24 protein-coding genes are annotated in these 24,900 nt (G+C 40.4%); 6 read left to right on the forward strand and 18 right to left on the reverse strand.

The features are described from left to right. The first annotated feature begins 269 nt into the window (after positions 1-269). A complete protein-coding gene (locus NST40_RS22905) occupies positions 270-2,009 on the forward strand; it encodes a sensor histidine kinase (protein ID WP_076104348.1) in 1,740 nt (579 codons plus the stop codon). A 4-nt stretch (positions 2,010-2,013) separates the two neighbouring features. Further along, on the forward strand, positions 2,014-3,630 hold the full coding sequence (locus NST40_RS22910; RefSeq protein ID WP_342410022.1) for a response regulator: 1,617 nt from the start codon (positions 2,014-2,016) through the stop codon (positions 3,628-3,630). A gap of 17 nt (positions 3,631-3,647) precedes the next feature. Here NST40_RS22910 and NST40_RS22915 read toward each other — a convergent pair whose 3' ends face one another. The 3 genes from NST40_RS22915 to NST40_RS22925 all read right to left on the reverse strand — a co-directional run bounded on the left by NST40_RS22915 (position 3,648) and on the right by NST40_RS22925 (position 6,449). Then, the gene (locus NST40_RS22915) at positions 3,648-4,241 is read right to left on the reverse strand and encodes a DinB family protein (RefSeq protein WP_342410919.1); all 594 of its coding nucleotides are present in this window, start codon (positions 4,239-4,241) and stop codon (positions 3,648-3,650) included. Positions 4,242-4,308: 67 nt separating this feature from the next. Continuing rightward, positions 4,309-5,256, reverse strand: coding sequence for a YafY family protein (locus NST40_RS22920; RefSeq protein WP_076217956.1), 948 nt, complete (start codon positions 5,254-5,256; stop codon positions 4,309-4,311). Further along, positions 5,253-6,449 (reverse strand): macrolide family glycosyltransferase, encoded by a 1,197-nt coding sequence (locus NST40_RS22925; protein ID WP_076217957.1) that lies wholly within the window; start codon positions 6,447-6,449, stop codon positions 5,253-5,255. Before NST40_RS22925 ends, NST40_RS22920 begins: the two co-directional genes overlap by 4 nt. Before the next feature lie 147 nt (positions 6,450-6,596). On the opposite strand from NST40_RS22925, the gene NST40_RS22930 reads away from it, so the two are divergent. The 3 genes from NST40_RS22930 (at position 6,597) to NST40_RS22940 (ending at position 9,798) form a co-directional block, all read left to right on the forward strand. Continuing rightward, positions 6,597-7,787 carry a coenzyme F420-0:L-glutamate ligase gene (locus NST40_RS22930; protein ID WP_076130227.1) on the forward strand — a complete coding sequence of 397 codons (1,191 nt, stop codon included), beginning with the start codon at positions 6,597-6,599 and terminating at the stop codon, positions 7,785-7,787. Between the two features lie 91 nt (positions 7,788-7,878). Further along, on the forward strand, positions 7,879-8,778 hold the full coding sequence (locus NST40_RS22935; protein WP_076217958.1) for a LysR family transcriptional regulator: 900 nt from the start codon (positions 7,879-7,881) through the stop codon (positions 8,776-8,778). A gap of 78 nt (positions 8,779-8,856) precedes the next feature. Further along, a complete protein-coding gene (locus tag NST40_RS22940; RefSeq protein WP_076279201.1) occupies positions 8,857-9,798 on the forward strand; it encodes an NAD(P)H-binding protein in 942 nt (313 codons plus the stop codon). Positions 9,799-10,243: 445 nt separating this feature from the next. Here NST40_RS22940 and NST40_RS22945 read toward each other — a convergent pair whose 3' ends face one another. The 5 genes from NST40_RS22945 to NST40_RS22965 all read right to left on the reverse strand — a co-directional run bounded on the left by NST40_RS22945 (position 10,244) and on the right by NST40_RS22965 (position 13,831). Further along, positions 10,244-11,383 carry a 5-methyltetrahydropteroyltriglutamate--homocysteine S-methyltransferase gene (locus NST40_RS22945; RefSeq protein WP_341003434.1) on the reverse strand — a complete coding sequence of 380 codons (1,140 nt, stop codon included), beginning with the start codon at positions 11,381-11,383 and terminating at the stop codon, positions 10,244-10,246. 172 nt (positions 11,384-11,555) lie between these two features. After that, positions 11,556-12,320, reverse strand: coding sequence for a GNAT family N-acetyltransferase (locus NST40_RS22950; protein ID WP_342410023.1), 765 nt, complete (start codon positions 12,318-12,320; stop codon positions 11,556-11,558). A gap of 244 nt (positions 12,321-12,564) precedes the next feature. Continuing rightward, positions 12,565-12,756, reverse strand: a complete 192-nt coding sequence (locus tag NST40_RS22955) for a hypothetical protein (RefSeq protein ID WP_076104342.1) — start codon at positions 12,754-12,756, stop codon at positions 12,565-12,567. Between the two features lie 77 nt (positions 12,757-12,833). Continuing rightward, positions 12,834-13,184: an MmcQ/YjbR family DNA-binding protein gene (locus NST40_RS22960; RefSeq protein ID WP_076217962.1), complete on the reverse strand. Its 351-nt coding sequence runs from the start codon at positions 13,182-13,184 to the stop codon at positions 12,834-12,836. Positions 13,185-13,207: 23 nt separating this feature from the next. Next, positions 13,208-13,831, reverse strand: coding sequence for a hypothetical protein (locus NST40_RS22965; protein ID WP_076217963.1), 624 nt, complete (start codon positions 13,829-13,831; stop codon positions 13,208-13,210). A 97-nt stretch (positions 13,832-13,928) separates the two neighbouring features. Here NST40_RS22965 and NST40_RS22970 point away from each other — a divergent pair, with 97 nt between their 5' ends. Next, on the forward strand, positions 13,929-14,126 hold the full coding sequence (locus NST40_RS22970) for a hypothetical protein (RefSeq protein WP_076130220.1): 198 nt from the start codon (positions 13,929-13,931) through the stop codon (positions 14,124-14,126). Between the two features lie 138 nt (positions 14,127-14,264). On the opposite strand, the gene NST40_RS22975 is transcribed toward NST40_RS22970, so the two are convergent. From NST40_RS22975 to NST40_RS23020, 10 genes are all read right to left on the reverse strand, one after another. After that, the gene (locus tag NST40_RS22975) at positions 14,265-14,840 is read right to left on the reverse strand and encodes a dihydrofolate reductase family protein (RefSeq protein WP_076217964.1); all 576 of its coding nucleotides are present in this window, start codon (positions 14,838-14,840) and stop codon (positions 14,265-14,267) included. Between the two features lie 199 nt (positions 14,841-15,039). After that, a complete protein-coding gene (locus NST40_RS22980) occupies positions 15,040-16,512 on the reverse strand; it encodes an amidase family protein (protein ID WP_076184221.1) in 1,473 nt (490 codons plus the stop codon). Between the two features lie 28 nt (positions 16,513-16,540). After that, positions 16,541-16,999: a GNAT family N-acetyltransferase gene (locus NST40_RS22985; RefSeq protein WP_076217965.1), complete on the reverse strand. Its 459-nt coding sequence runs from the start codon at positions 16,997-16,999 to the stop codon at positions 16,541-16,543. A 154-nt stretch (positions 17,000-17,153) separates the two neighbouring features. Further along, complete coding sequence (locus NST40_RS22990) at positions 17,154-18,263, reverse strand: hypothetical protein (RefSeq protein WP_076217966.1); 1,110 nt, start codon at positions 18,261-18,263, stop codon at positions 17,154-17,156. A 114-nt stretch (positions 18,264-18,377) separates the two neighbouring features. After that, positions 18,378-19,442 (reverse strand): serine hydrolase domain-containing protein, encoded by a 1,065-nt coding sequence (locus tag NST40_RS22995; RefSeq protein ID WP_076217967.1) that lies wholly within the window; start codon positions 19,440-19,442, stop codon positions 18,378-18,380. Positions 19,443-19,644: 202 nt separating this feature from the next. Further along, complete coding sequence (locus tag NST40_RS23000) at positions 19,645-20,829, reverse strand: glycosyltransferase (protein ID WP_342410024.1); 1,185 nt, start codon at positions 20,827-20,829, stop codon at positions 19,645-19,647. Positions 20,830-21,051: 222 nt separating this feature from the next. Continuing rightward, positions 21,052-21,675, reverse strand: coding sequence for an HXXEE domain-containing protein (locus tag NST40_RS23005; RefSeq protein ID WP_342410025.1), 624 nt, complete (start codon positions 21,673-21,675; stop codon positions 21,052-21,054). Positions 21,676-21,698: 23 nt separating this feature from the next. Then, on the reverse strand, positions 21,699-22,280 hold the full coding sequence (locus tag NST40_RS23010) for a TetR/AcrR family transcriptional regulator (RefSeq protein WP_076184227.1): 582 nt from the start codon (positions 22,278-22,280) through the stop codon (positions 21,699-21,701). A gap of 719 nt (positions 22,281-22,999) precedes the next feature. Further along, a complete protein-coding gene (locus NST40_RS23015) occupies positions 23,000-23,443 on the reverse strand; it encodes a GNAT family N-acetyltransferase (RefSeq protein ID WP_076130210.1) in 444 nt (147 codons plus the stop codon). Positions 23,444-23,629: 186 nt separating this feature from the next. After that, positions 23,630-24,469 carry a hypothetical protein gene (locus NST40_RS23020; RefSeq protein WP_342410026.1) on the reverse strand — a complete coding sequence of 280 codons (840 nt, stop codon included), beginning with the start codon at positions 24,467-24,469 and terminating at the stop codon, positions 23,630-23,632. Positions 24,470-24,900: the final 431 nt, after the last annotated feature.

Raw genomic sequence — 24,900 nt, forward strand, 5'->3', positions numbered from 1 at the left:
TACAATACAAACCTACCTATGTATTATCTTATCCATCTTCCAATGCAAGCTCGTATAAGCTTATTCATCAGGGTCACATAACCTGTAAACTTAGCCGTTAACGGAATGGATAATATTATCCATTCCATAGATTATTCTCACTTTTCGCTGCTGCATATATATTCCATTGTTCTTTTTATGTTAACTTGTAAGTAAAAGATAGTGAATGGGAGGTCATCCACCTGAGTCGACGCAAAGGGAAGCTGCATTTTCCTAATCCTCCGCAAATCATGCGCAAGGTTAAAATTCAAAATCGCTTAACCGTCATTTTCTTAATCGTATCCGTGATCCCAATCATCTTTATAGGTTTCTACTCCTACACCATTTACTCCAAATCTATTAACAATAAATTAAGTAAATCCACATTTCAGGCTTTAACCCTGCTTAATCGAACGATGTTAAGTGAACTTAACAACTATCAATATCTTGCAGGCTCTGTTTCTACCAATAGTATTATTCAGGAGCGTTTATCGGCAGCACCAAATGAACCCGCGCCTAGCAATGCTGCCATTAATCATGCCATGGACAATTTATATAGAACCATCTACCCCGGATATGTCCAGAACGTTCGGGTCATCGACGCCAAGAACCAACCTATTTATGAATTAGGCTACGATGGCATCCCCAATCCTAAGTATGAAGAAATTATGAAACAAGTAGAGCTGAATGCCCCCTATGACAGTCTTAACTATGTAAAAAGCTATCGCGCTTACAATACCATTGTCCTGGGCCGGAAAATTTTTGATCAAGATGACATTGGCGTTCCCTTAGGTCATGTGTTTGTTTTTATTGGTGGGGAGTTATTTTCAAAAGTCATTCTTTCCAGTGTGGATTTAGGTACAGGTTCCAGTCTCCTTATTATGAATAGGGAGGGAAAAGTAATGTCTTCGAATCAAAAGGATACGCCGCTAGGAGAACCCTATTATAAAGATGAGCTTTTTAAGCAAATCAAGACACAAGAGGCAAAGAAAAACCATTCCTTCCAAGGCATGGTCAATGGCAAAATGCAGCAAATCTCCTATATTAACAATAATCAATTAGGCTGGTACATGATTTCTACCGTGCCCTTCTCTTATATCAATTCAGAGACAAGTAAAATCACCACTGGACTACTTATTGTTGTCAGCATCATTGTAGTCGTGTGTATTCTAATTATTATCGTATTGTATAAAAGCATCCTGAAACCAATCAAACAAATCATCGTCTTCTGCAATCAAATTTTTTATGGTGATCTATCGAGCCGGATCGAAGATCACAGCAACGATGAAATGGGCGTGTTGGCCAATAGAATTAACAGCATGGTCAGTAGAATGGAACAGCTGATGAAGGATCAAAAGAAAGATCTGAAAAGAAGACGTTCGCTCGAATTGCAAATGCTGCAATCGCAGATTAATCCTCACTTTCTTTTTAATACACTTAACTCCTTACGATGGCTGGCGATGATTAACCAGGTTCCCGTCCTTAGCGACGGCATCTCCTCACTAGCTGAATTGCTGCGTAGTACCATTATCGATCAAGATGAGCAAATCACCATCAAGCAGGAGCTGAACAATTTGGATCATTATTTTGCCATTCAAAAAATACGTTATGCCGACAGGTTTGACATTGAATATGACTTGGATGAGTCTTTATTACAGAGCATGATCCCCAAGCTCATCCTGCAGCCGATCGCAGAGAACGCGATTCTTCATGGAGTTACAGATATAGGAGGAAAAGTTCTAATCCAAATTAAGGTATACGCAAAAAATGAATACACCCTTATTATTGAGATCATCGATAACGGAAAAGGGTTTGACACCACCAAATCTGAAAAAGCTGACAATCTGTCGGGTATCGGAATTTCAAATGTGGCCGATCGCATTAAACTTCAATACGGTGAGAGTTACGGGCTGTTCATCACAAGCTCAATGGGTCATGGAACCTGCTGCCGCCTAATTATCCCTAAACAAACATACGAACTTAAGGGGTGATACTATGTATCCTATGTATAATGTAATGCTAGTGGATGACGAACCTATTGTTAAAGTCGCGCTCAGAACCATGATTCCATGGGAAGAGCTTGGATACATGATCTGTGCTACTGCCTCTGACGGAGTTGAAGCCTTAACACTTGTAGACAAGTTTAATCCCCATATCATCATTACAGATCTCAAAATGCCTAATATGGATGGTCTGCAGCTGATAAAAGAACTGAATAACAGAGGGTTTGCAGGAAAAATTCTGGTGGCGAGCAACCACGGGGAGTATGAGTTAGTTCGTGAAGCCTTAGTGCTTGGGGCTATAGATTATATGCTGAAGATTAGTATGAAAACGGGGGATTTGATCCATTTGCTGGAGAAATCTACGAAGCTAATTCAAGAGCAGCTTCAATCTAGGCAGCAGCAGGAGACCCAAACACAGTTATTACAGCACAATTTAAAAAGCGTGAAAAATGCGCTGCTAAAAGATTATTTCACCGATCCTTATTACGATGTGCAGCAACTTGATCAGCATGATGCTATAAGTTTCGCTTTCAGCGAAAGCAGCTGTTATTTATTCTACGTGACTTTTGAGCAGAATAACGCCACCCAAAACGAAAGACAAAATCACATCTCCGTATCCTTTATTGAAAACATCATCTTGGATATCTTGGAGACCGTAGATCAGTTAGAAATTATTCAGCTAGAATCTAATGGGCTGCTGCTTCTAATCTCCTGTGATACCTTAGACGATCATCAAATTATCCGCACAGACTTTATCCAGAGAGTCATTCGGTTAATCAAAATGTATATTTCTATCACCCCTACTATTGTTTTTTCTGATCCTGTACGGGGATATGCTGAAGCAAAACGAACCCTAGAGCAATGTAAAGAATCCTTGCAAATCCAATTTTACAACGAAATAACGATTATAGATCCAAAGGATGTCCATTTAAAGGATACGCTGGACTTCGAGGATGTACATGATTTCTCGACGCAATTAATTCAGAACTGGAAGCTTTCAGGGGTTGAAGCCGTTAATCAAGCAACTCAGCAATTTCTCGACACCTGTAAATCCAAGCAAATTAATCCTGCTGAAACCAAAAAGTTCATCGTAAATTGTCTGCATTATCTTCCCTTATGCGATGCCCATCTCATTGTCGAGGATCCAAAGCTTTTGAAGACCTATATAGAAAATATCGCCAGCAGTAAACGTACCACTGACGTTCTATCTATAATGGAGCTTGTGTTCCAACTATTCTCCCATCAAAAGCAACAGATCTTAACTACACACAATAGAGATGTTAAACAAGCGATTGACTATATCAACACATATTATCAGAAGAAGCTGACCTTATCCCTGATTGCCAAGCATGTCAACTTAAGTGAGAACTATCTGTCCAGAATCTTCAAAGAAGAAGTGGGGCAAAGCATCATTCACTACATTAATACTGTGAAAATGGAAAAAGCTGCAGAATTAATACTTAAAGGGAATCCATACATTAAAGAAATTTCCACGCAAATCGGTATACACGATCAATTTTATTTCACCCGGTTATTCAAAAAACACTTTGGTGTTAATCCTAGTGAATATAAGAATCACGTTCAGGCCACGCTTGGTTCAGGAAATTAAGACCATTCCAACTCTTTTTATGATCCTTTCACAACCTGAATGTTATTGATGAACCCTTCTTTAGGTGCAAATATGGAATTAAACAACAACTCTTTGTTTAACCGCTCCAGCTGCAGAAGATGATGACGATAGTGCATTTCAATAAGTAGGAACCATTCCTCCGCGCATAGTCCACCAAATCGCGGGTGAGATACGGTATTTTGTTTGGATGCTTTTTCAAGAGAGGGTTCGATCTCTCTCATTCTTTGAATGACTGTACGTAACCCTTGAATTAATTGTTCTTTGCTCTCCGGCTGCTCCGGCGTATATTGGGCGGAAGGCGGAACCTGAATACGAATGGGCGGAAAGCTTCCTTGCGCAAATATAGCCGCACCATCCTCAGTTTTCCCCACATGAGCTACTAAGGGATCTTGGTCTAGCACAAGGCATTGATCAATATTACGAAGCTGCATATACAGCGCCGAGTGAATGAGATGCTGAAACATCTGTCCGATGGACCAGGCGTTTTCACTCGGCTTTTGCTTCAGCTGCTCCAGATTGAATCGCTCCAATTCTTGAATATAGTATGTCGAAGTTTCTTCAAATCGTTGTAAGACTTCTTTTGTTGTAATCATCATATATCAGCTCCTGTAGTCATTGATGGTCCAAGTATACAAAAACGCTACTGACAGCGTTATGTCAGTAGCGTTTTAACATTATTTCTATTTCATTTCTAACCTGATCACGGAAAGATTCGGGCTCCAGCACAACCATACCGCCTCCCCAGCCAAGCACCCATTGCAGCAATTCCCCTGGCTCGCGAACGCGAAAAGTAACAAGTACCCCCTCCGCATGCTCCTCAATAGTTTCCATATAGAAATTATTTGATTCCCTTACCTTATCGGCTATGTCAGCTTGGACTAAGATAAGCACATGAACGTTGCGATCATCAGGAGGTTGGTATACCTCCAGATGAAAATCTGCTGGCAGCATAAATTCATCTTCCAGATTAATAAGCTCCCTCATTCGGGATAACCGGAAATGACGGATGTCTTGACGCAATTCACACCAGGCGATGAGTACCCATGACCCGTGATGAAGCACAAGTCCATAAGGAGCAACCGTACGAATACTTTGACGGTTCCCATCGGCTTCGGCGATTCTTTTGGAATAACGAAATCTTATTTTCCTTCCCTCCAATATCGCTCCACGAATGGCTTCCAAACATGCCTTCTCTTGTATGGGTGCTATATCTTCTGCGGATGCAAATAAACGAAAACTTTTGCGAATCTGTGATGCTTCACTGCGGATAGCTTCCGGCAGGATGGCTTCTATCTTTGCTTTAGAACTTCTAGCCTTATTACCATAGTGTGCATCAAACCGCTGCTCGATAAAATCAGTTCCTATAAGCAATGTCACTGCTTCGTCCAGCGTGAAACTAACGGGTGGCAGGAAATACCCCTCGATTAAGGAGTAACCCTGCCCTGGCGCTCCTATTATGGAAACGCCCGCTTCACTCAGTGCCTGAATATCCCGATAGATCGTTCTTACGCTCGTTTCAAACGTAGCAGCCAAATCCTCCGCCCGCAACATTTTGTTACGCTGCAGTTCAAGCACTATAGCTAACAACCGGTCCATTTTGTTCATACGACTCCCCCTCCCCGAACAATCTCATCAACAGCTCGTCGATACCCGCCCGAGTTCCGAAACGATTCACTGATATTGGAGACAGCTTTTTTATAAGATAAATCGCTTAATATATGATCTACGGCTTCTCGTAGTTGAGTTGCAGTTAAACTTTGCATTTGTAACTTAATGCCTGCTCCGACATGGACGACTTGATCCGCAATTATTGGCTGATCCGCACTTTGTGGAATTACAATTAGCGGAACCCCGTAATAAAGCCCTTCATTGATACTGTTCATTCCACCATGTGTAATAAATAACTTTGTGTATTGCAGGATATCCGTTTGTGGAACATAATTTTTCACGAAAAAGTTTTGCGGAATTTCCCCTAAATCCGTGATTTGGACTTTATCTCCAATTGACATCACAATAGTGTGCTCCGTGTTCCCCAATGCTTCAATACAAAGTTTATAGAATTCAATGGCTTGGTTAAAAACTGTGCCGAGTGAAATGTAAATTGGACTTTTCCCCTTAATTGCCATGAGGTCGAAGTTTTCTGGAGCTAATCGTGAAGAGATGGAGGGTCCTACAAAGATATAAGACGGGTCGAAAGCTTCTCCCTCAGGTTGAAACTCCCTAGTTGTATAAACGATAGTAAGTGGGGCAGGATTACAAAACACTTCATAAGGGGATTCGATGTCCACATCATATTTGCCCTTCACCATTTGCGTCAAGCTTTGGAATTTATCCTTTATAGGATTAGTTACTTCTGCAGGAACTGTAGTATAAAATTGTTCTAACATTTCATCGAATGCTGCTTTTGTCTGCGCAAAAGAAGTACAGGAGCTAATGGCCGGAAGCCTAAGAATTTGAGCTAACAAACGTCCACAACCAAACATAGAATCATGGATGATGTAATCAAAATGCTCCCCTTTGATCTGTTCAAGAACGCTTGGAATAACTATATCTGTCGTAAGTAATAGACCGTTGATTCTTTCGAGTACATAATTTCTTCCACCTGAGATAAAAGCTTGTATAAATTTCTGATCGTCAAATGTTCTTACTGTAGCCCCCGTCATCTCCATACGTTCTCTATAAGCTTCTATACAAAAGTACACTACCTCTTCGCCACGAGAAATAAGCTCTTCCACAACGCCAATCGTGGGATTAATATGTCCCTCTGATCCACCATTAATAAATAACACACGCGCCAATTGTAATCCTCCTTAACTATAAATCATTTTTATATTAGATATTATAAACATTAATTTTACTTATATCGCTCTAAAAGGGTATAGTAATATAGGCTTTAAAACCATTTTAATAATATAGAGTATACCCTTATTAGAGGAGAGATCATATTGGAAAGAGTAGTTGGAACAGTTGTACGTGGACTTCGCGGACCTATCATTAACAATGGGGATAACATTGAAGAAATCGTAGTTCAGACGGTATTGAATGCAGCAACAGTCGAGGGTTTTTCGATCGAAGATCGTGACATTGTGACCGTAACTGAATCCATTGTTGCTCGGGCACAAGGAAACTATGCAACGATTGACAATATTGCTGCTGATATAAAGGGGAAATTCGGCGAAGAAACTGTAGGGGTCATTTTTCCAATCCTTAGCCGTAACCGGTTTGCTAACTGCTTACGCGGTATTGCCAAAGGGGCACAAAAAGTAGTCCTAATGTTAAGCTATCCAGCTGATGAAGTAGGCAACCACCTTGTAGACATCGACGAACTAGATGCTAAAGGTATCAATCCATGGACGGATGTATTAACAGAAGCTCAGTTCCGTGAGTTTTTCGGCTATATTAAGCACCCATTCACAGGGGTTGACTATATTGAATATTATAAAGGTTTAATTGAAGCTGAAGGTGTGGCTTGTGAAGTCATCTTCTCCAACAACCCAAAAACCATTTTAAACTATACAAAAAATGTATTAACTTGCGATATTCACACTCGCTTCAGAACCAAACGCATTCTCACAAACAACGGTGCTGAAAAAGTATTTGGTTTGGATGATATTCTTACACAATCAATCGATGGCAGCGGCTTTAACGAAGCTTATGGTCTGCTAGGATCAAACAAAGCTACAGAAGAAAGTGTAAAGCTATTTCCAAACAACTGCCAGCCTATCGTGGATGGTATCCAAGCAAAAATCAAAGAAATTACAGGTAAAACTGTAGAAGTTATGGTTTATGGCGATGGAGCATTCAAAGATCCAGTCGGAAAAATCTGGGAGCTCGCAGATCCAGTTGTCTCCCCTGCTTACACTGCCGGACTTGATGGAACACCAAATGAAGTAAAATTGAAATACTTGGCCGATAACAACTTCTCTCATCTTCGTGGTGAAGAGTTAAAACAAGCCATTTCTAAATACATCCAGAATAAAAATGATGATCTAGTTGGTGCGATGGAAGCCCAAGGGACTACACCTCGTAGATTAACTGACCTGATTGGATCATTATCTGATTTGACTTCTGGTAGTGGCGATAAAGGAACACCAATGATTTATATCCAAGGTTATTTCGATAACTATACAAAATAAGAGTAGTACAACAAAGGGAGTCTCTAAACGAGGCTCTCTTTTTTACTTTCTGGGTTATAATAAAAGCAAACAGCGGCAGGCGGAGGATACTATGAACATAAGAAGGATTAAATATTTTATCGATCTCGTGGAATGCAGAAATTTTACGGAAACAGCTAAAAAGAACTATGTTTCGCAGACCACCATTAGTCAACAAATCGCCGCGCTTGAAGAGGAATTCAACATTCAATTGATTGACAGAAAGCAGATCCCTATTGAGCCAACCAAAGCCGGATGGCTTTTCTATGGCGAAGCCCTCATCCTCTGGAAGCAATATAATCATATGAAGCTGAGCATGGAAAACTTTCAAAAGTATAATACGCAATCCCTGAGTATCGAATATGCGGCGATGACGGATATCCAAAGTTTGTTGAAATTGATTCCCTCGTTTCAGGATCATCATCCGAATATTAAGCTGGAACTGAATAAAGTATTGCTAAAAGATATTGCAGAATACTTGCTAAAAGGGATTTACGACGTGGCTATTGCCTTTGATTCCGAGTTTCAGGGAAAAGAGGACATTGTAACCTATCCCTTATATAAGGGACGTTATTGTGCAGCTGTGAGTCATCACCATCCTCTCTTTCATCATAAATCGATCGCCAAAGAGGAGTTATATGAACATCCGCTAGTCATGCTGAATCCAACAGCTATTGGAAACTCTTATCATCTAATGATCCAGCATGCAATTGAAGACGGCTATCAGCCGAACATTCTTCGAACCGCAGACGATGTGGAGACAGAATTGTTTTATATCATCACAGAGAATTTGATTGGCTTTTTCCCGGATAACTATCAGCTCGCTTATCTTCAAGATGAAGTCCGGCTAATTCCTTTAGATGATTCACACCATACCTTTGCAATCGAAGCAGGTTATCTCAAAAATAATACAAACCCGGCCTTGCCCTCCTTCCTGCAACAAATCCAAATTGGATTTAGCAATCGACCATAAGTTTTATGTGTTAGACTATGTTCTTTTTTTCACATACTATAAGGGTATAAATCATATCCACAAGGAGTGACAACGATCATGGGTAAATTATTGTTGACTGGTGTCGATGGAAATCTAGGGAAGCAAGCTGCGGAATACTTGTTGGAGCTGGTAGATAAAGACCAAATCATTTTTTGCGCTTACGATCCGGCATGTTTGAAAGAATATGCGGAACAAGGGATTGAAACACATGTGACCAACTTTAATAACAAGGAAGGCCTTGCCGAAGCTTTTGCTCATGCCGATAAACTCGCTCTAATCTCCATGCCTTTTGTTGGAGAGAAACGTCAAAATGCACAAAAAAATGTGGTCGATGCTGCCAAAGAAGCTGGAGTCAAACAGATCATTTATACTTCTTTGGTCAACGCAGCCGATGAAAGCAATCCAAGCGTAGAAAAAATTGACCATGTGTATACCGAACGTTATATTCAAAGCGTTGGGCTAGATTATATCTTCCTTCGGAATTCCCAATATGCGGAAGCCATGATAACCAATTACTTTACGTATGTGAAGGGTGACGGGGTATTAACAAACAATCAAGGTGACGGTAAAATGGCTTATATCTCGCGGAAGGATTGCGCAAAAGCCGTTGCGTATGCCCTAGCCTCCAATAACTATCAGGAAGCGATTCTAAATATCAACGGGCTTGAATTGATGACAATTACCGACTTCATTAAGATTGGTAATGAAGTAACGGGCAATCATATCACCTACAAAGAAAATACGGATGAAGAAAATTATGCCGTATTCGAAGCAATGGGCGTCCCTAGAACCACCGATGGTGCATTTAAAGAAGGCTCCGAAGCCCCCTTTTCTTCAGAAGGTATGGTAACTTTTGGACAAGCTATTCGTGAAGGAAAAATGGATGTTTATACGGAGGACTTCAAACAACTTACTGGTCAAGACCCTCTGACCGTGAAATATATGTTTGAACATGCCGATGAATTCCAGGTTGGCGAAAGACACTCTAAAGACAATTAAAAGCTGCCACTCTTACTTCTTAGGCTAAATCACCCCCGTTTATTAAACGGGGGTGATTTCTTTTATACTGAGCGTGGCACAAAAACTCCGTAAAGCTCAATCATATGCTCGCCCTGGAGATAATTAGGGAAAACCTCCCTAATATTCTGAGGATTCTGGTCATCAGACTAATAATCAGGGAATTCTTCCCTGAAATTTAAGTGATTTGGCTGTAAATCTTGATATTGCTCTGTTTTTAGGGAGTTATTCCTTAATTTCATTCATTTAGAGCAATTATCGGCTTTTATTAGGGAGGTTTTCCCTAATCCTCCGTCACGGTATAGATAGAACTAGCCAAGTATATCGGTAAAATCGCTGTAGAACAAAATACACCTTTAACTGTACGGATAAACATCCGAATGGCTAAAGGTGCATTATCTTTATCTCTGTCTATTTTTAATTAAAGTTAGTTCCAGATCTCTTCAGCAATTTCTTTAATATAAGCAAGCTTACGCCATTGCTGCTCTTCAGTCAGGTGGTTGCCTTCTTCCGTGGAAGCAAAGCCACATTGCGGGCTAAGGCAAATCCGGTTTAGATCAACGTATTGCTTCGCTTCCTCAATACGCTTCAGAATATCCTCCTTGCTTTCAAGCTCACCAAATTTGGATGAGAACAGACCTAACACAACCTGCTGATTGTCTTTCAAAAAGCGCAATGGTTTGAAATCGCCTGCACGTTCGGTATCAAACTCCAGATAATAACCCGAGTAGTTATTGATATTAAGAAGCGTTTGCGCGATAGGCTCGTAGCCTCCACCTACTCCAGCATAAGTCGAAACATAATTGCCCCGGCATACATGGGTCGTTACAACAAGATCTTCCGGCAGACCGGTTACAACTTCCTCATTCAATTTTGCAAGTTCGCTTGCATATTCAGCTACGTTCACGCCAATCTGATTCATAAACGCTATAAACTGTTCGTCGCAAAGCGCTCCCCACGTACAATCGTCGATTTGAATACAGCGGCAGCCCGCTGCATAGAAGGCAAGAATCGATGCTTTGTATGCTTTGGCAATATCCGAGATAAGCTCTTCACGATTCGGGTATAATTCATTTGTGCTTTCTTTGTTTTCCGCCCGATCTAGCTCGAACAGGAATTGTGCAGCCGCAGGAATCGATTGACGCGCAACAACGTCCTCACCAGCAGCATCTTTTAAAAATTCATAATGCGAAACAAAAGGATGGCTGCTGTAGCTTATTTTCCCGGTCAGTCGGGCTGTTTCTGGTCTGGACTCTGCACCGTTAAATTGGTAACCTTGATCAATAATTGTCCGTTCTACACCGTCAAGTCCCCAGAAGAAGTCGAGGTGCCACCAAGAGCGGCGGAATTCACCATCAGTTACCGCTTGAAGCCCCACCTCTTTTTGTTTCTGCACGAGCTTAACGATTTCGTCGTTCTCTACTTCCTTCAACTGCTCGGCAGTAATTTCACCATTCTTGAATTTTAATCTAGCCTCTTTCAACGCTTGGGGGCGCAGGAAGCTGCCCACGATATCATATCGAAATGGAGTAACGGTTCGTTTTTGGGGTTTGGTCTGAATGCTCATATATTAATCTCCTCGTAAACAAATTATTAGAATTAATATAGCATAACCGACTGACTATACCGATCTACCAATGCGCTATGACAGGTTATAAGTATTAACTATAGCTAGATTCAGTGTGATAATTAGAAGGGCATGATAAAAAAAGAAGAGGCGCATGAGTAGCGCCGCTTCCTTAACAAATCATATCGACGGAAATTACATAGTAATTAAACTCCGCAGTCACCTCGAACCCAACCGACTGATAGAGGGATAATGCATTTCTATTTTGAGTGACCACGCTAAGACGAATCTGGGAATTCTTCTGATCTCGCAAGATTTTAACTACCTCTGAAAGAATTTCACGACCGTATCCTCTGCCTTGACACGAAGGAAGCACACAAAAATCATGTATAACCGCAGTATTTGTATCTAAATCATTGACTCTGATCATCCCAACCGGAATCATGTTGTCCACAGCAATGTAAGTAATCCGTGCCGATTCTCTGGTACGAGTTAAATAATTCCTAGTCCAGGACTCTGAATCACCAAAGGCTTGTGATGAACATTTAACCATGAACTCTAAATCCTGATCTTCTTCCAATCGCACAACTAAACCGGAGTGGCTTGATCCAGCGATTTGTGCCCGATTAAAAACCATGAGGAATTCAGACGGTGCAGCACTTGCCCCTAAATGCCGGATATAATCCATCCCTGATTCAGAATTAGAAGGTATCCTAAAACGGCAAGTTTGTATGCCTTGCATTTGCATATCTGCTGCGGCACTTTTCAGTAAGTCGTGGAATACCCCTTGGCGACGAAAGTCCGGGTGAACCATTCCGTTAATATTAGCTTCGATGACATCCGAAGTATACCAACTGAGAAATCCAACTAATTGGTTATCGATCTGGCACAAGAATGCCTCATCTCCGTCTATCTCCTTAAGGCTTTCTACACCCACCCTCAAACTTGACCTGTCGGACGTCTTGCAAAGGTGTTCTAATATTCGGATTTGGTCAATGTAATGCTTTGAAAAGTCTTTCATTGTACTAATGTTATATTCTTGCATCTAGTACCCTCATTCAGAAGGAAATACGCAGTTTATGGACGAGTAGGCGTTATCCTTCTAAATTCTGTCCACCTAATGATAGTTACCAATGGAACCGCCTCCTAAAAGTCAATATCTTCACTCTAATCTAGGGTAATCATAAAACAAACCTTATAACTAAAAAAATGACGGCAATTATAGCCACAACGATCAACAGATTGGTTACCTCGCTCCAAAATCCAGGAACGCCTTCAGTATGATATTTTTGCGCATTTACATCATGGTTTGCTTTATGGCCTGCAGGGTCCGACAAATTGGGATTAGGTCCTGAATTAAAAAAGTCAGACATAAATACAACTCCTTCCCATGATTATAAACCATATTATACCAGTCCATTACCATTTAAACGACAAATTAATGCCATATTCAGTAGATCGTTTGTCGGAGGCTCTTGGGAAGATTTTGGACAACCCTATCGTAAGAATGATCAATCATTAAATAGATATCCGACTCTGGTAAGGAGCCATCCAAAACAATCGTATTCCAGTGTTTTTTGTTCATGTGGTATCCTGGCCGAACGCTCTCATGCTGCTCTCGCAAGTTCCCTGCAATCACCGGATCACATTTTAGATTTATGTAAGCAGAATTCCCCTTATTCTCAAAAATAAGCGCGAACATTTTACCGGCAATCTTAATCACCAATGGATCGAATCCGAAAGGATAGTCCTTTGTTGCTCCGTTCTTTTTTAAACAGTATTCAATAATATTATGGGTCAAAATCAGTCCCTCGCCTTCTCAGCCTAACCAATTTGGGAATAAAAATAAGATAAGTGTTCCTTTGATAAGGCTTTATCGATTAGTTCTTTATCATAGCCATTTTTTTGTAATGCAGCGATAATCGCTTGTGTCCTATCTGATCTTTTTCGTCTTAAATTAGATTCCAACTGTATTTCTAACGGAACCGTAGGAATAGTATACGGTCCGATCTCCACGTTTTTGAAATGGCTCCAAATGAATTGTCCACCTTCCCATATCCCCCCACCATCCATAGAATCAGGAATTCCAGCTGAATTGGAAATATGAACAACCTCCACCTTAAATCCATCGATTATCCAACTCCCTTTTGTCCAAGAAAATCCCGAAGAAAAGGTTTGAGTGAATGTAGGTTCTTCTAAAGAAGATAACCAGTTATCCCCATGAGGAAATTCACATTTATCCAAAAGGGAAAATTCTTTAAGAAGTTCTGCAAATTGGTCAAGCCCTTCCTTATTCCTTGTATAAATATCAACGTCTCCTGGGGTCATTTCACAGCCCTGAAGAACCGAACCGACCGAGCCAACCAAGATCCATTCTAAATTCGAATTCATTTTGGATGAAAAATAAAGTTCACATACCTTTGACAAAGCTTTTTTCCAGCTAAACATAACTTCACCCCAAATTAACTAGTAAGTTCAAGTGCACGAAACCTGAATAACCTCAAATACGTTAAAGTATTATACAAATCCACAGGAGGTTTTTAAAATGAGATACAGTGCTGCAGGCGCACCAATAATCTGTCCTTGCTGTCAAAACGATACTTTTGATCTGGATTATAAACTGCTTAACACAAGCGGCGCATCATTTTTAGGCTTTGACTGGGCGAACAAAAACGCTGCCATCCTTATTTGTAAGCGATGCACCCATATTTCATGGTTTATGAAAGAACCAACATCTGATTAGTGTTTGGTAAAAATAAAGTATTAGACTGGATCCATTAAAAGAAGCAGCGGCGGACCAAGACTTGATAAATAAAGTCTTAGACTGCCGCTGTTGTCGTTCCAATAACGTTCCCGTGAGCAATCACCTTAAGTGACAAGGTTATCTTACCGTCTGGTAAACGAGACCTATGGCTCCAGAATCAAAGGTCTTGTTTTCGATTAGCTTAAGATTTCTCTTCTCCTTGAGACCTTGGAATAATGGCAATCCCTTACCGATCAGGACGGGAGAAACCGTAATTTTATACTCATCAATTAAATCAAGCTGCATAAGGTGGTGTGCGAATCTAGGACTGCCGAGGATGACCATATCCTTGCCGGGCTGCTGTTTGAGGATATTGATCTCTTTCTCGACAGCTTCTTTCACGAGTCTGGAATTATTCCATTCGACTTTCTCCAGCGTCGTGGAAAAAACAATTTTGGCTGTCTTTTCGATCCACTCGGCGTGATTCCGTTCATGCTGCGAAGCTGATGGGTCCGAAGGGACAGATGGCCAGTAACTGTGCATCATCTGATAAGTCCCGCGTCCCCAAATGACAGTGTCGGCAGTACTCAGAATTTCTTTCGCATGGTTCTCCAAATCCGCATCGTAGGAAACCCAGCCAATGTCCATTTCACCATTCGGCCCTTCTACAAAACCGTCAAGCGATGCGTGAAGAAATAGAACGAGTTTTCTCATTTTCAGTTCTCCTTTGTTCATGAGGGATATCTACATTAGACATTAACTACATTTTAGCAGAATTCAACTTGAGTTGTTTCTTATGGATTGCTAATCTCAAACGCTTTTTTCTTCACTTTGGTATTTTTATCCACATTAACATATTAGCAAACGTACGTTCGTTTGTAAATGCACCTTTTTCTAATTTTCAATTCATCTTTCATTTCTTTAGAGCCGGCATTTTCCTGTGTTTCGTTTGTTGTTCGAATGCAAATGCAATCCGAATGAGTGTCGGTTCACTAAATGCCGTTCCTGCAAATGTGATCCCAAAGGCTCTTCCATTCTCTTGAAAGCCTGCGGGCACTGCTATAGTTGGATAACCTGCTCTAGCACTTAAATCAGCTCCGACATAAGCAGGAAACAGGATTGCATCCAATCCATACTTTTCTAAAGCATGATCGATCCCCATATTTTGCGAATAATATAAGTCAGAGATAGACTCTACTATATATTCCGAATGATTCAACGGTTTATCTAGCTGTGATCGATAGTTCAGCATATCTTGTCCATATTTCAAAGCCTTTTCCGAATTCCGCTCGTTCCATTCCATCAATTCATTTAGGTTATGGACAGGAAGTTGAGCCGGAAGGTTATATAAGTAATTTTCAACGGAATGCTTAAATTCAAGATTCATTTTGTTATATTTCCACTCTCTATGGAACGATGGAATATCTATATCTTCTATTATGTTGGCTCCAGAACCTTTTAATTTAGCCACAGCATCATTAAATAAATGTTCATCATATTCACCCATGTCACAATAATTCTTAGGTAGAGCATTTCTAAAAACGCCTATGGTCGCTTTATTTAATCCGTCTTTATCCAAAAATGCTGTGTAGTCCATAGTAGAATATTCATTTTTCCAAGTAGCAGGATCACTTTCATCTTTTCCCGTAAGCGCATTTAATAAGATCGCAACATCTGTCACATTCCTTGCCATAGGTCCAGCTGTATCCTGAGAATATGACCATGGAATTATGCCTGATCTACTTATTAGACCTACAGTTGGCTTTAAACCAACTATTGCGTTTTGCACAGCTGGACTTAAAATAGAGCCAGACGTCTCTGTCCCCACGGCTACTGTTGAAAAGTTGGCTGCAACGGAAGCGGCAGAACCCGTACTGGAACCTCCCGGAAAATGATCACCGTATGGATTTTTGGTTTGTCCTCCTATTGAGCTATACCCAGCCCACATGGATGATGACATCCCATTTGCCCATTCCGTCATATTTGTTTTTGCAAGTATAATGGCCCCAGCATCCCTTAGTTTTTGGACAAGAAAAGCATCGTTCGAGCTAACATGGTTTTCCAAAGCTAATGCGCCCGCAGTTGTATGCATTTTATCATTCGTTTCAATATTTCCTTTCAATAATACAGGCACACCATGTAGAAGACTTCGTGCTCCGCTTAATTTCCTTTCCTGATCTAATGCCTCGGCAATATAAATCGCATCTGGATTCATTTCCATAATAGAGTTTATCATGGGACCACTCTGGTCAAACGTTGCTATCCGATACATGTAATACATAACAAGTTCCCTAGAACTAACATCCCCTCTATCCATTGCATCCTGCAGTTCGAGTATCGTTATTTCTTCACTCTTTATTTTTGCTAATTCGAAGATATGTTCCATGATAACTCCTGCTTTCCATTTGGGTCATTTATGTAATAGTGTCATGTTCATATATTTTGGTGGGCCGTCCCCACTCGAAGTTATCCAGACCTATTTCCTTAAATCCATATTTCTCATAATAAAGAATATGATCCGTCGCCAAGTAGACTTTTACATAACCTAGTTGCCCAGCTATTTTTCTGGCATGCTCCAACAAAACGGCTCCCAGTGCTTTGCCCCTCTCACTTTCGTCAATAAACAATGGCGCAATCCAAGGTGATAAATCTTTTCGAGTTATAAATTCCTGCTTAATTAATTGATAAAACCCGATGATTACATCATGTTTCAACAGCAAAAATGTAAAAGGGAACTCCTCATCTGTTGAGATTAAACTTTCTTGTATATTGGGGAGCACAGCTTGTTGTACTTTTGGCCATCGTTCTTTGACATACTCAATAAGCTCATTTTGGCGAAGAGGGCATTCTTGTAAGGATTTAATATCTAGCATCTAACCATCCCTTCTTGTAAAAAGAAATTCCTATACCCATGCCTGCCCTCACAATAGTTATCCACCAGCTCTCAAAATGCAGAGCAGCAAGCCCCGAGTGGGGCTTGCTGTAGGTTGTAAATACTAAAGAAGTTTATAACGCTGGTTCACTTCATTACTTGGAAACCGGTGTATAGATCAGGCAACGCAGAGTCTTCTCCGGATAGCGCAGCTCTACCGTGTAGGAGCTACCGTCTTTCAGTTTGACCAAGACCGCTACTACTCCGCTTTTGTCATATGCACTGTCTTTAATGATAGAGGAGCTGGTTATCGCACGGATCTCGCCCTGCTTGTCCACCACAATGGATTTAGCGGCTTGAAGCCAGCTGGAATCCTGGCTAATCTGTTTATTCATAGCTGCTGTAATCGGAGTTCTCTTATAGGACAGGTCCACTATCGTGGTATCAAGTACGGTTCCGCTCTTTGCATCAACGAACGTATTATACATGAAATAAGACTTATCCTGAGCCCGCAGTGTCTCTGCACGGTAAGGTAGAAAATTAACGAACCATTGCCCTTTCGAATCAGGAAAAGGTTTATAATATGAGGTCTGAGCCTGCAACTTTGAGAGATCGACACCGAATAGACGGCTTACGCTCTCTTCTGCTCTGCGTAGGGCTTCATCCTGACTGATGTCCTTCTTATCTGGCTGTGCCACGACAAGATTGAGGCTTACCACATAATTAAAGCGATAATTCCAGTCGATTAGTTGCAGCATTTCTTCATCGGTCAGTTCGCGCTTAGGAATTACATAGGTAAATTTGCTTTGATCCAGATAAAATTCGGAACTCCCTGATTTCAAAGGTAACTTCTGCTTGGGCCGTAAGCCATCGTACTTGTATTGATCATCCAATAACATCCGCCGCTTATTCTCCTGGTCCGTAAATTGCCGCGTAAGCTGTTCATCCTTGCCAGTGAGCCTGGCCTTCTCTGCATACTCATTAATCTGCTTAATTTCTTCAGCAGTGACTGTGCGCTCAAAATACGACTTGATCGTCGAGACCGGTGTTTTGGTTGCAACCTTAAGTACCGGGATCTGGCTACTCGCCAGTTGAACAGCTGGCTTCTGGTTGAGTTCTTGCGTGTAGGAAACGTTCGCTTGAGACACATTCTGGTTCACTGTAGTATAAGCGACGATTGTGGGCACTGCCAAAGCAGTGAGGGCTAGCAGACCACTGGATATCGCGATCACCCCGAGGGCTGATTTCACATCTTTACTCTTCATTTCTCATAACCTCCATAGTGTAAGTGGGCTTGACTTACATGTACTTTAAGATACGAATGTTATAAAGTACGAAGCCCCTTGTTATGAAGTTGTAAAATCATTTACAGACTCGTTCTAAATATTGGAGCCAAGCAACAGATCAAGGATTGGGAAGCATACACTGCCCATGTTGACATAGTCACAATTACTCATAACAGAAATAGCGATTTTTTTATCAGGAAGCAGGAACAGATTGCTTAAGAATCCAGTATCCCAGCCGGAATGTGAGAGAATACGAGAACCCTTATATTCTCCTAGAAACCAGCCCAATCCTATCTGTGCATTTTCCGGATCATAGCCCGTTTGTGCATGAGGTTTCCACATTTCATTATAGCTACCTGGCTGGAGGACTTCATTGCCGTTCCCGGCTGTTCCACCGTTTAGATGCATCAGCAGATATTGGCACATATCTTCGGCATGGGTATATAAAGTGGAGCTAGGTGCATGAGCCCTGTTATATGGAAAAACACTACTAACGCAGCCATCACATTCATGGGTAGCTCCAAGCACATGAGGTGCAGCAATATAAGCTTCAACCTCCTGTTTAAAAAAAGAACTGGACTGCATTCCTGTCGGTTTCAGAATATTTTTTTCCATATACTGCTCGAAGCTCATATCGCTGACTTTTGCTATCATATCTCCCAAGATCTCATATCCTATATTACTATAGGCAAATTTCTGTCCCGGTTGGCTTAACAGCTTGTGGTGACCTATCCCTTTTACATATCGTTCAAGACTTTGCTCGTCGTATTCAGGGCGGTCCCACGCGTAATCTTCCTCATCAGGCATACCGGAGGTATGATTCATAAGCTGTCTTATTGTTATATTTTGATACCGCTCATCCTCTAACTTAAAATATGACAGGTATTTAGTGATGGGAGCATCCAATTCTACCTTACCACGCTCAACTAATTGCATAATGGCGGTTGCTACGAAGGTTTTGGAGACAGAGGCTTGGTGAAACAAAGTGCCACGAACAACAGGATCACCCGTCGATAAATTTGCCGTCCCATATTCACCAGTAAACAGAACTTGGTTGTCCTTTACGATTCCGGCCGCTAATCCCGGAAACTTTTCATTTTCCACAGACTTGATTAGCATTTCATGCAAAATATCCTCTAACTTCTGATTCGTGTACATTTTGACCTCCCCAATGACAATAAAGCAGCATTTTCAATAAATTCACCCATACAAATAATAACATCTTATCGACCCTTTATCTGGTAATAAATAATTATAATCAAATAAACAGGTGCTTACTTGAAAAGGCAGCAATTCATTCCCCGAGCTTCCGAGCCAGCCTCCAATTAGAGGGCCCACAACGCGTGGTCTTCCTACCTTGCTAATAATATCCACGAATCGTCTTCGCCTGCCCTTCAACAATCATAGATTTTACAGCTGAAACAGACGGCTGCCGCAGCTTGATAACCTCTAAAGCCTCAGTAACGATAACATCCGCGGCTGATTTCCGGGAAAAGTTCTTCATATCCTGCACCTTTTCATCCCTGTACCCCAGATGCTCCAATCTCTGAAGCTGCTCTACTAACTGCTCCCCGTTTCGGGCAATCTCTATTAAATTGTACTCAAACAACCATTCTGCATTGCCTGCCTCCTGACCGGGGAGCGGACGATAGACAATTACAGGAAGTGCTAGAGCCATCGCCTCAGTCAAGGTAATCCCCCCTGCTTTGGTCAACAGACAGGAGGATATGCACATTAGCTCCTGCATTTCTTCTGTATAACCCCGTATATGTACCCGAGGATTCCCTTGAAAAAGCTCTTCCGTAGCCATCTGGAGCTTATGATTATTCCCGCACAATACCATTACATCGAAGTTTGATAGCTGCAGCGCCCTTATTATTAAATGGTTAATATCACTCAACACGCCGTAAGCCCCTGCCGCAAGTAATAGATAATGCCGATTTCCATCTAGTCCATGCTTACGTAAAAGGGCTTCACGTTCCTGAGTCTGTTCAAAAGCTTCACGAATCGGAATCCCGCTAACCACAAGCTTTTCTTCAGCAATACCTAATGACATCAGTTCTGCTTTCATGCTTTCCGTAGCGATAAAATACTTTGTGGTTTGTGGATGAAGCCATCTGCCATGAACCACATAATCCGTCATGACAGTGAAAAGGGGGATCCGTCTCCCCTTTGTTGATGCAAGCTCTGCAGCGGCCAAATAAGGAAAGGTATGAATGATAATATCCGGTCCGATCTCGTCGATGATCCTTTGCACTTTCCGCTTGCCCATAGAATGAATCCATCTGCCCATGAACTGGTCTGGGTTCATCTTGCTCGTCAACTTGTACACTAATCCATAAAATTCTTGAGTATAACCTGTGCTGTTCAGGTAGAATCTGCGGGACAGCTCATTCAGAGTAGGGTAGACTGCAGCGAAAAGATCCAAGGTGACAATCCGGCTGATCCCTCTACGTCTAAAAGAATGATCAATCGCTTCTGCTACTTTGAGATGCCCGTCTCCAAATGCCGAAGTTACAATAAGCACTTTAGGATCTGTGTTCATGAGAAAGCTCCTTTTTCGCTTGGCCTTCTCTAACTCTAACTCTGAATCGTAAACAGATAGTGATGAGATCCTCAACAGAATATTAACTTCAACATTTTCATAGCGCGAAGCAAACGAAGAAATCCGCAGAAAAAAACACAGTGCATCAACCTCCAGTAACGATAGGATTAATGTTCTGTGTTTAGTTAAAGGCCAACGAACCTTCTGGTGGGTTATGAGGAGCTACTTATGAAAAGACCATAATTGCTTTTGCGAAAATTTGTGAATGGAGTTTTTGTTTTTCATCCATGTATTTCCTTTCACTATTAAAATATAAACAGCTATGGCAAAATAAATTGCGCTCCAAATCCAGTCTGAGAGGGTTATTAAATGATGCTCATATAAGTAGTTGATGTACCAGATCCCCACCGGCAAATGCACAAAAATTGCGGAGACTAATCCTGGATTATACATGCTTTTTGCTCTTATATTAATGACGACTCCATGGAAAATGATTTGGAAAAGGCCCATTAAAATAGGTGCCATCCCCAGCCATACTACTGACGGGAAGAATACAGGGAGCAAGTAGAACACATAGGCGATGACCACATTAATAATCATTGCCGACTGTTTATTTAATGGATAGTTGTCAGGGGATTCACTTTTAAAAAGGGCTATATTGAATATGCCTGGAAAGTACCCTGGCCAGCGGTATTCCTCAAATTGATGAAGAAGGATCGCCACAAAGCTTAACCATAATATGCTGTTTATCCGCGGTATTGTTTGCCAATTCATTAGAAGATACATGCATATAACAATGCCAATGAATAGTCCTATATCCTGCCAATATTTTCTTAGAAAATTCATTTAATCACCTCAATCTGAGTTTATTAATGAAAGTATCTTGCAAAGAGCAGGTCAATCTGTTCCTCTATAGGTGCTATCTTCACGGAAGCTCCTGTTTCTAGAATAGGACTCATAAGTGCCGGTAGAAAAAGCGCTCCAAAAATCTGCATCGTCATGGTCATCAGGTGCTCTGGCTGCTGTTCATCGGTTAACTCTCTTAAAGTATTTTGTATCTTAGGAAACCCCAATAGATTCAAAAATGATCCATATTCATGCTGGGAGGAGAAAACGGTCTTGCCCATCAGGATGATTCTGGAGAGCAATTCGGGATATTGAAGGATCACTTGCAAATAATCCAGTAAAAATTGCCTCAATCTATCTCGTGAGGATATAGAGAAATCGTCAAGTATGGCAAAGGTATGCTGAAAGCTGTTCAATATCAATTTGATGGACTCGCTAAACAAGTTTTCTTTGGACCCAAAGTAATAGTTAACTAGAGCGACATTCGTGCTTGAGGCTTCTGCAATTTTTTTTATAGTGATCCTTTCAAAGCCTTCTTGTTTGGTCAACTCCAGTGTGGCACGCATAATCTTCTCTTTTGTTTCCAACTTTTTGTCTGTCTCCATACGCAACCTCCAAGTATATTTCCTTTGATTTAAATGACATTTAAAATAACGTTTAAATTTAGTATAGCAATCTTTTTCCTTTTTGCAACTTTTATTTATCCGGAATCAAACCAAGTTTAAATGAAAAAGCAGCCGGTTGTTTGAGCGGCTGCTTACATGTTTTTATTAAATTAACGTTTCCTGTTAGCTTAATTGATTACCTTTGAAAAGTGAGTCTGTATTTGATATATATCCATAAATAAAAAATGTATTATTTTCTTCTCTATACGGAATTCTTAATTCATGTAAAATCGAAAGAAATTCTTTACTTATGTCAATTAATTCAGGAGGAAGCAGATTCCCCTTGTGCTTCTGATACCTTGGTCTAACCCGTATCCATTCTACAGAAAAAAAAGGTGAAAGTCCTTCTATCCAATCCCCTAAATACCAGACGTCGTTTTCGAAGTTCTCTGGATAAAGTATATCGTCTAAGACATACTTAGCTTGATATGGAGGGGTAAAAGGTAGTTTATTTAGTACATCACTTTGTAAGTTTCCCCACTTAGTGTCATTCATAACTGAACATAGTTGTTTCTGTTTAATAACTTCATGTACCCTTTTTTAAAAATCCTGTTCATAACCCACAATCAAAAATCCTCCTGAATAAACAACATAAATCCCACGCTGACCTGCCTGTGTGTCATTATTGAGTTATCGTTTCCCGGTAAATTAATTCAAAATTAGTCAAGTTTAATAATCTTATCAAAGCAGTATGAATCTTTGTCATAGCCATTATGCACATAGAAAGCATGGGCGTCGGTTCGCTTAAATCCGCTACATAAAATAATACTTGATATTCCCATTTCTTTAGCATAATTCTCAGTGTGTCTTAGTAGTTCTGTACCTATCCCACTATGCTGTAATTCCTTTTTAACGGCAAGCCCTTGAATATGTAGATAACCATTCGAAGACCCTACGGATAACGCCTGAACTATAGTGACAAAACCAACCACTTCATTTTCAAATAATGCAACGAATGTTTTATAATTTCCAGCCTTATTCATGTTTTCCATAGTAACTCGAAAATTTTCAATATTAACATTGCGAACACCAAGTACATCATTCCATAAAAAAACCACTTCAGTGTAATCATTTGCTACAACTTCTCGTATCTTAATTTCCATCGCCCCCTTATAGAAATATTCAAGCAAAGGATTCGACAATTGATGAAGCAATCCTGCCCGTTACTTCAACAAATAAAAAAGGAGCATTGCCATGGCAATGCTCCTCAGCTATCGTTTCCCGTAAGCTTAATAGATTGCCCTCTTTCTCAACCTGCAATCATTAGAATCCAATCTCTCGTTAGTTTGTTAATATTCTGATAAAATGCTCTCTAAAACTTGCTTATAATCGTTTTTATTATAAGAAGAGTTATCAACTTTTATCTTGGTAATGTTTAATCTGGTAAAAATCTCTTTTTCTAGTTCCCTTCTTGCTTTAAGAACCTGCAGTGTTCCATCTAACCCTTTATAATTTTGTGTTTTTCCATACCCCTGGTTCGTGTAATATTCAATAAATCCCTCTGACCATTCCTGAGGTCTTTCCTTTACAGCCTTTCTGAAAGAATGATCAAGATCATTCTGCTGTACGTATATCAACAATGGATTCAGCCGCTCTACAATTGTTGCCAGTTCAATAACATAACTTATAACGTCTTCCTTCTCCGCAGCATGTTTAATCATGCCTATTGTTACAGGGTTTTGTATAAAACAACAATCAAAAATAAAGGTGTCTGCGCCATACATAACACGATCCTCAAACTTCGTCCATCGTTCTGTTATCAGTTTCCTATTTTGATCCAGCGGCAATTCATAAATATCATGTTTAAAAACTGCGCGATGCAATTCATCTGGAAAACTTGACCAGACTTCACTTTTTATTTTCCGATATTCTAGGAAGTAATCGTTATCTTGTTGAATCATTAGATTACTCAACAAATCTTTAAACTTTTTATGGGTATTCAATAATTCATCCCATTCAGTTTTCTTAAAGAAAGCGACTCCATCATAATCAGCAGGATGTTCCAAATTACCTTCTAAAAATAGCTGGGATGTAATGTTCACTTCCGTAAAAATTTCATGAACGAGCTGAGCAGTTGTCGTTTTACCAGATCCTGGCATTCCCTCAATCAAGACTAATTTCGATCGCATAATAAAGTTCCTCCACTCGCTAGTAGAAGGATAAACAGGTAGGAATCAATAGAGATGCGGTTTCCCACAAATAAAAGCGGATACCATCAGGTATCCGCAAGAGGGGTATATGATACACCTTTCCCTGCATACCCTTGTAAGATTAAAGAAAAGCATACCTAATAAAATAGTATAGTCACTATTTCAGGCATTCTTTCAAATTGTTAATCTTTACAGAGTATTCCACATGATAAGGTTTATGCTCCTTTGTTAGCATCTCTATTGTTTAGATTAACAGTAAGCATAGGTAAATACAATCAGGGACTTTCTAAACAATCCTGCCCGTTAGCTTAACGGAACTTCGATATTATTGTTATTATCTGATTTAGGATGAAGACGATTTTCTATCACAAAAAAATGATTAAAAATACCTACTACTCGTATTTTGTTAT

Source organism: Paenibacillus sp. FSL R10-2778 (assembly GCF_038593035.1).
Classification (GTDB): Bacteria; Bacillota; Bacilli; order Paenibacillales; family Paenibacillaceae; genus Paenibacillus_AQ; species Paenibacillus_AQ odorifer.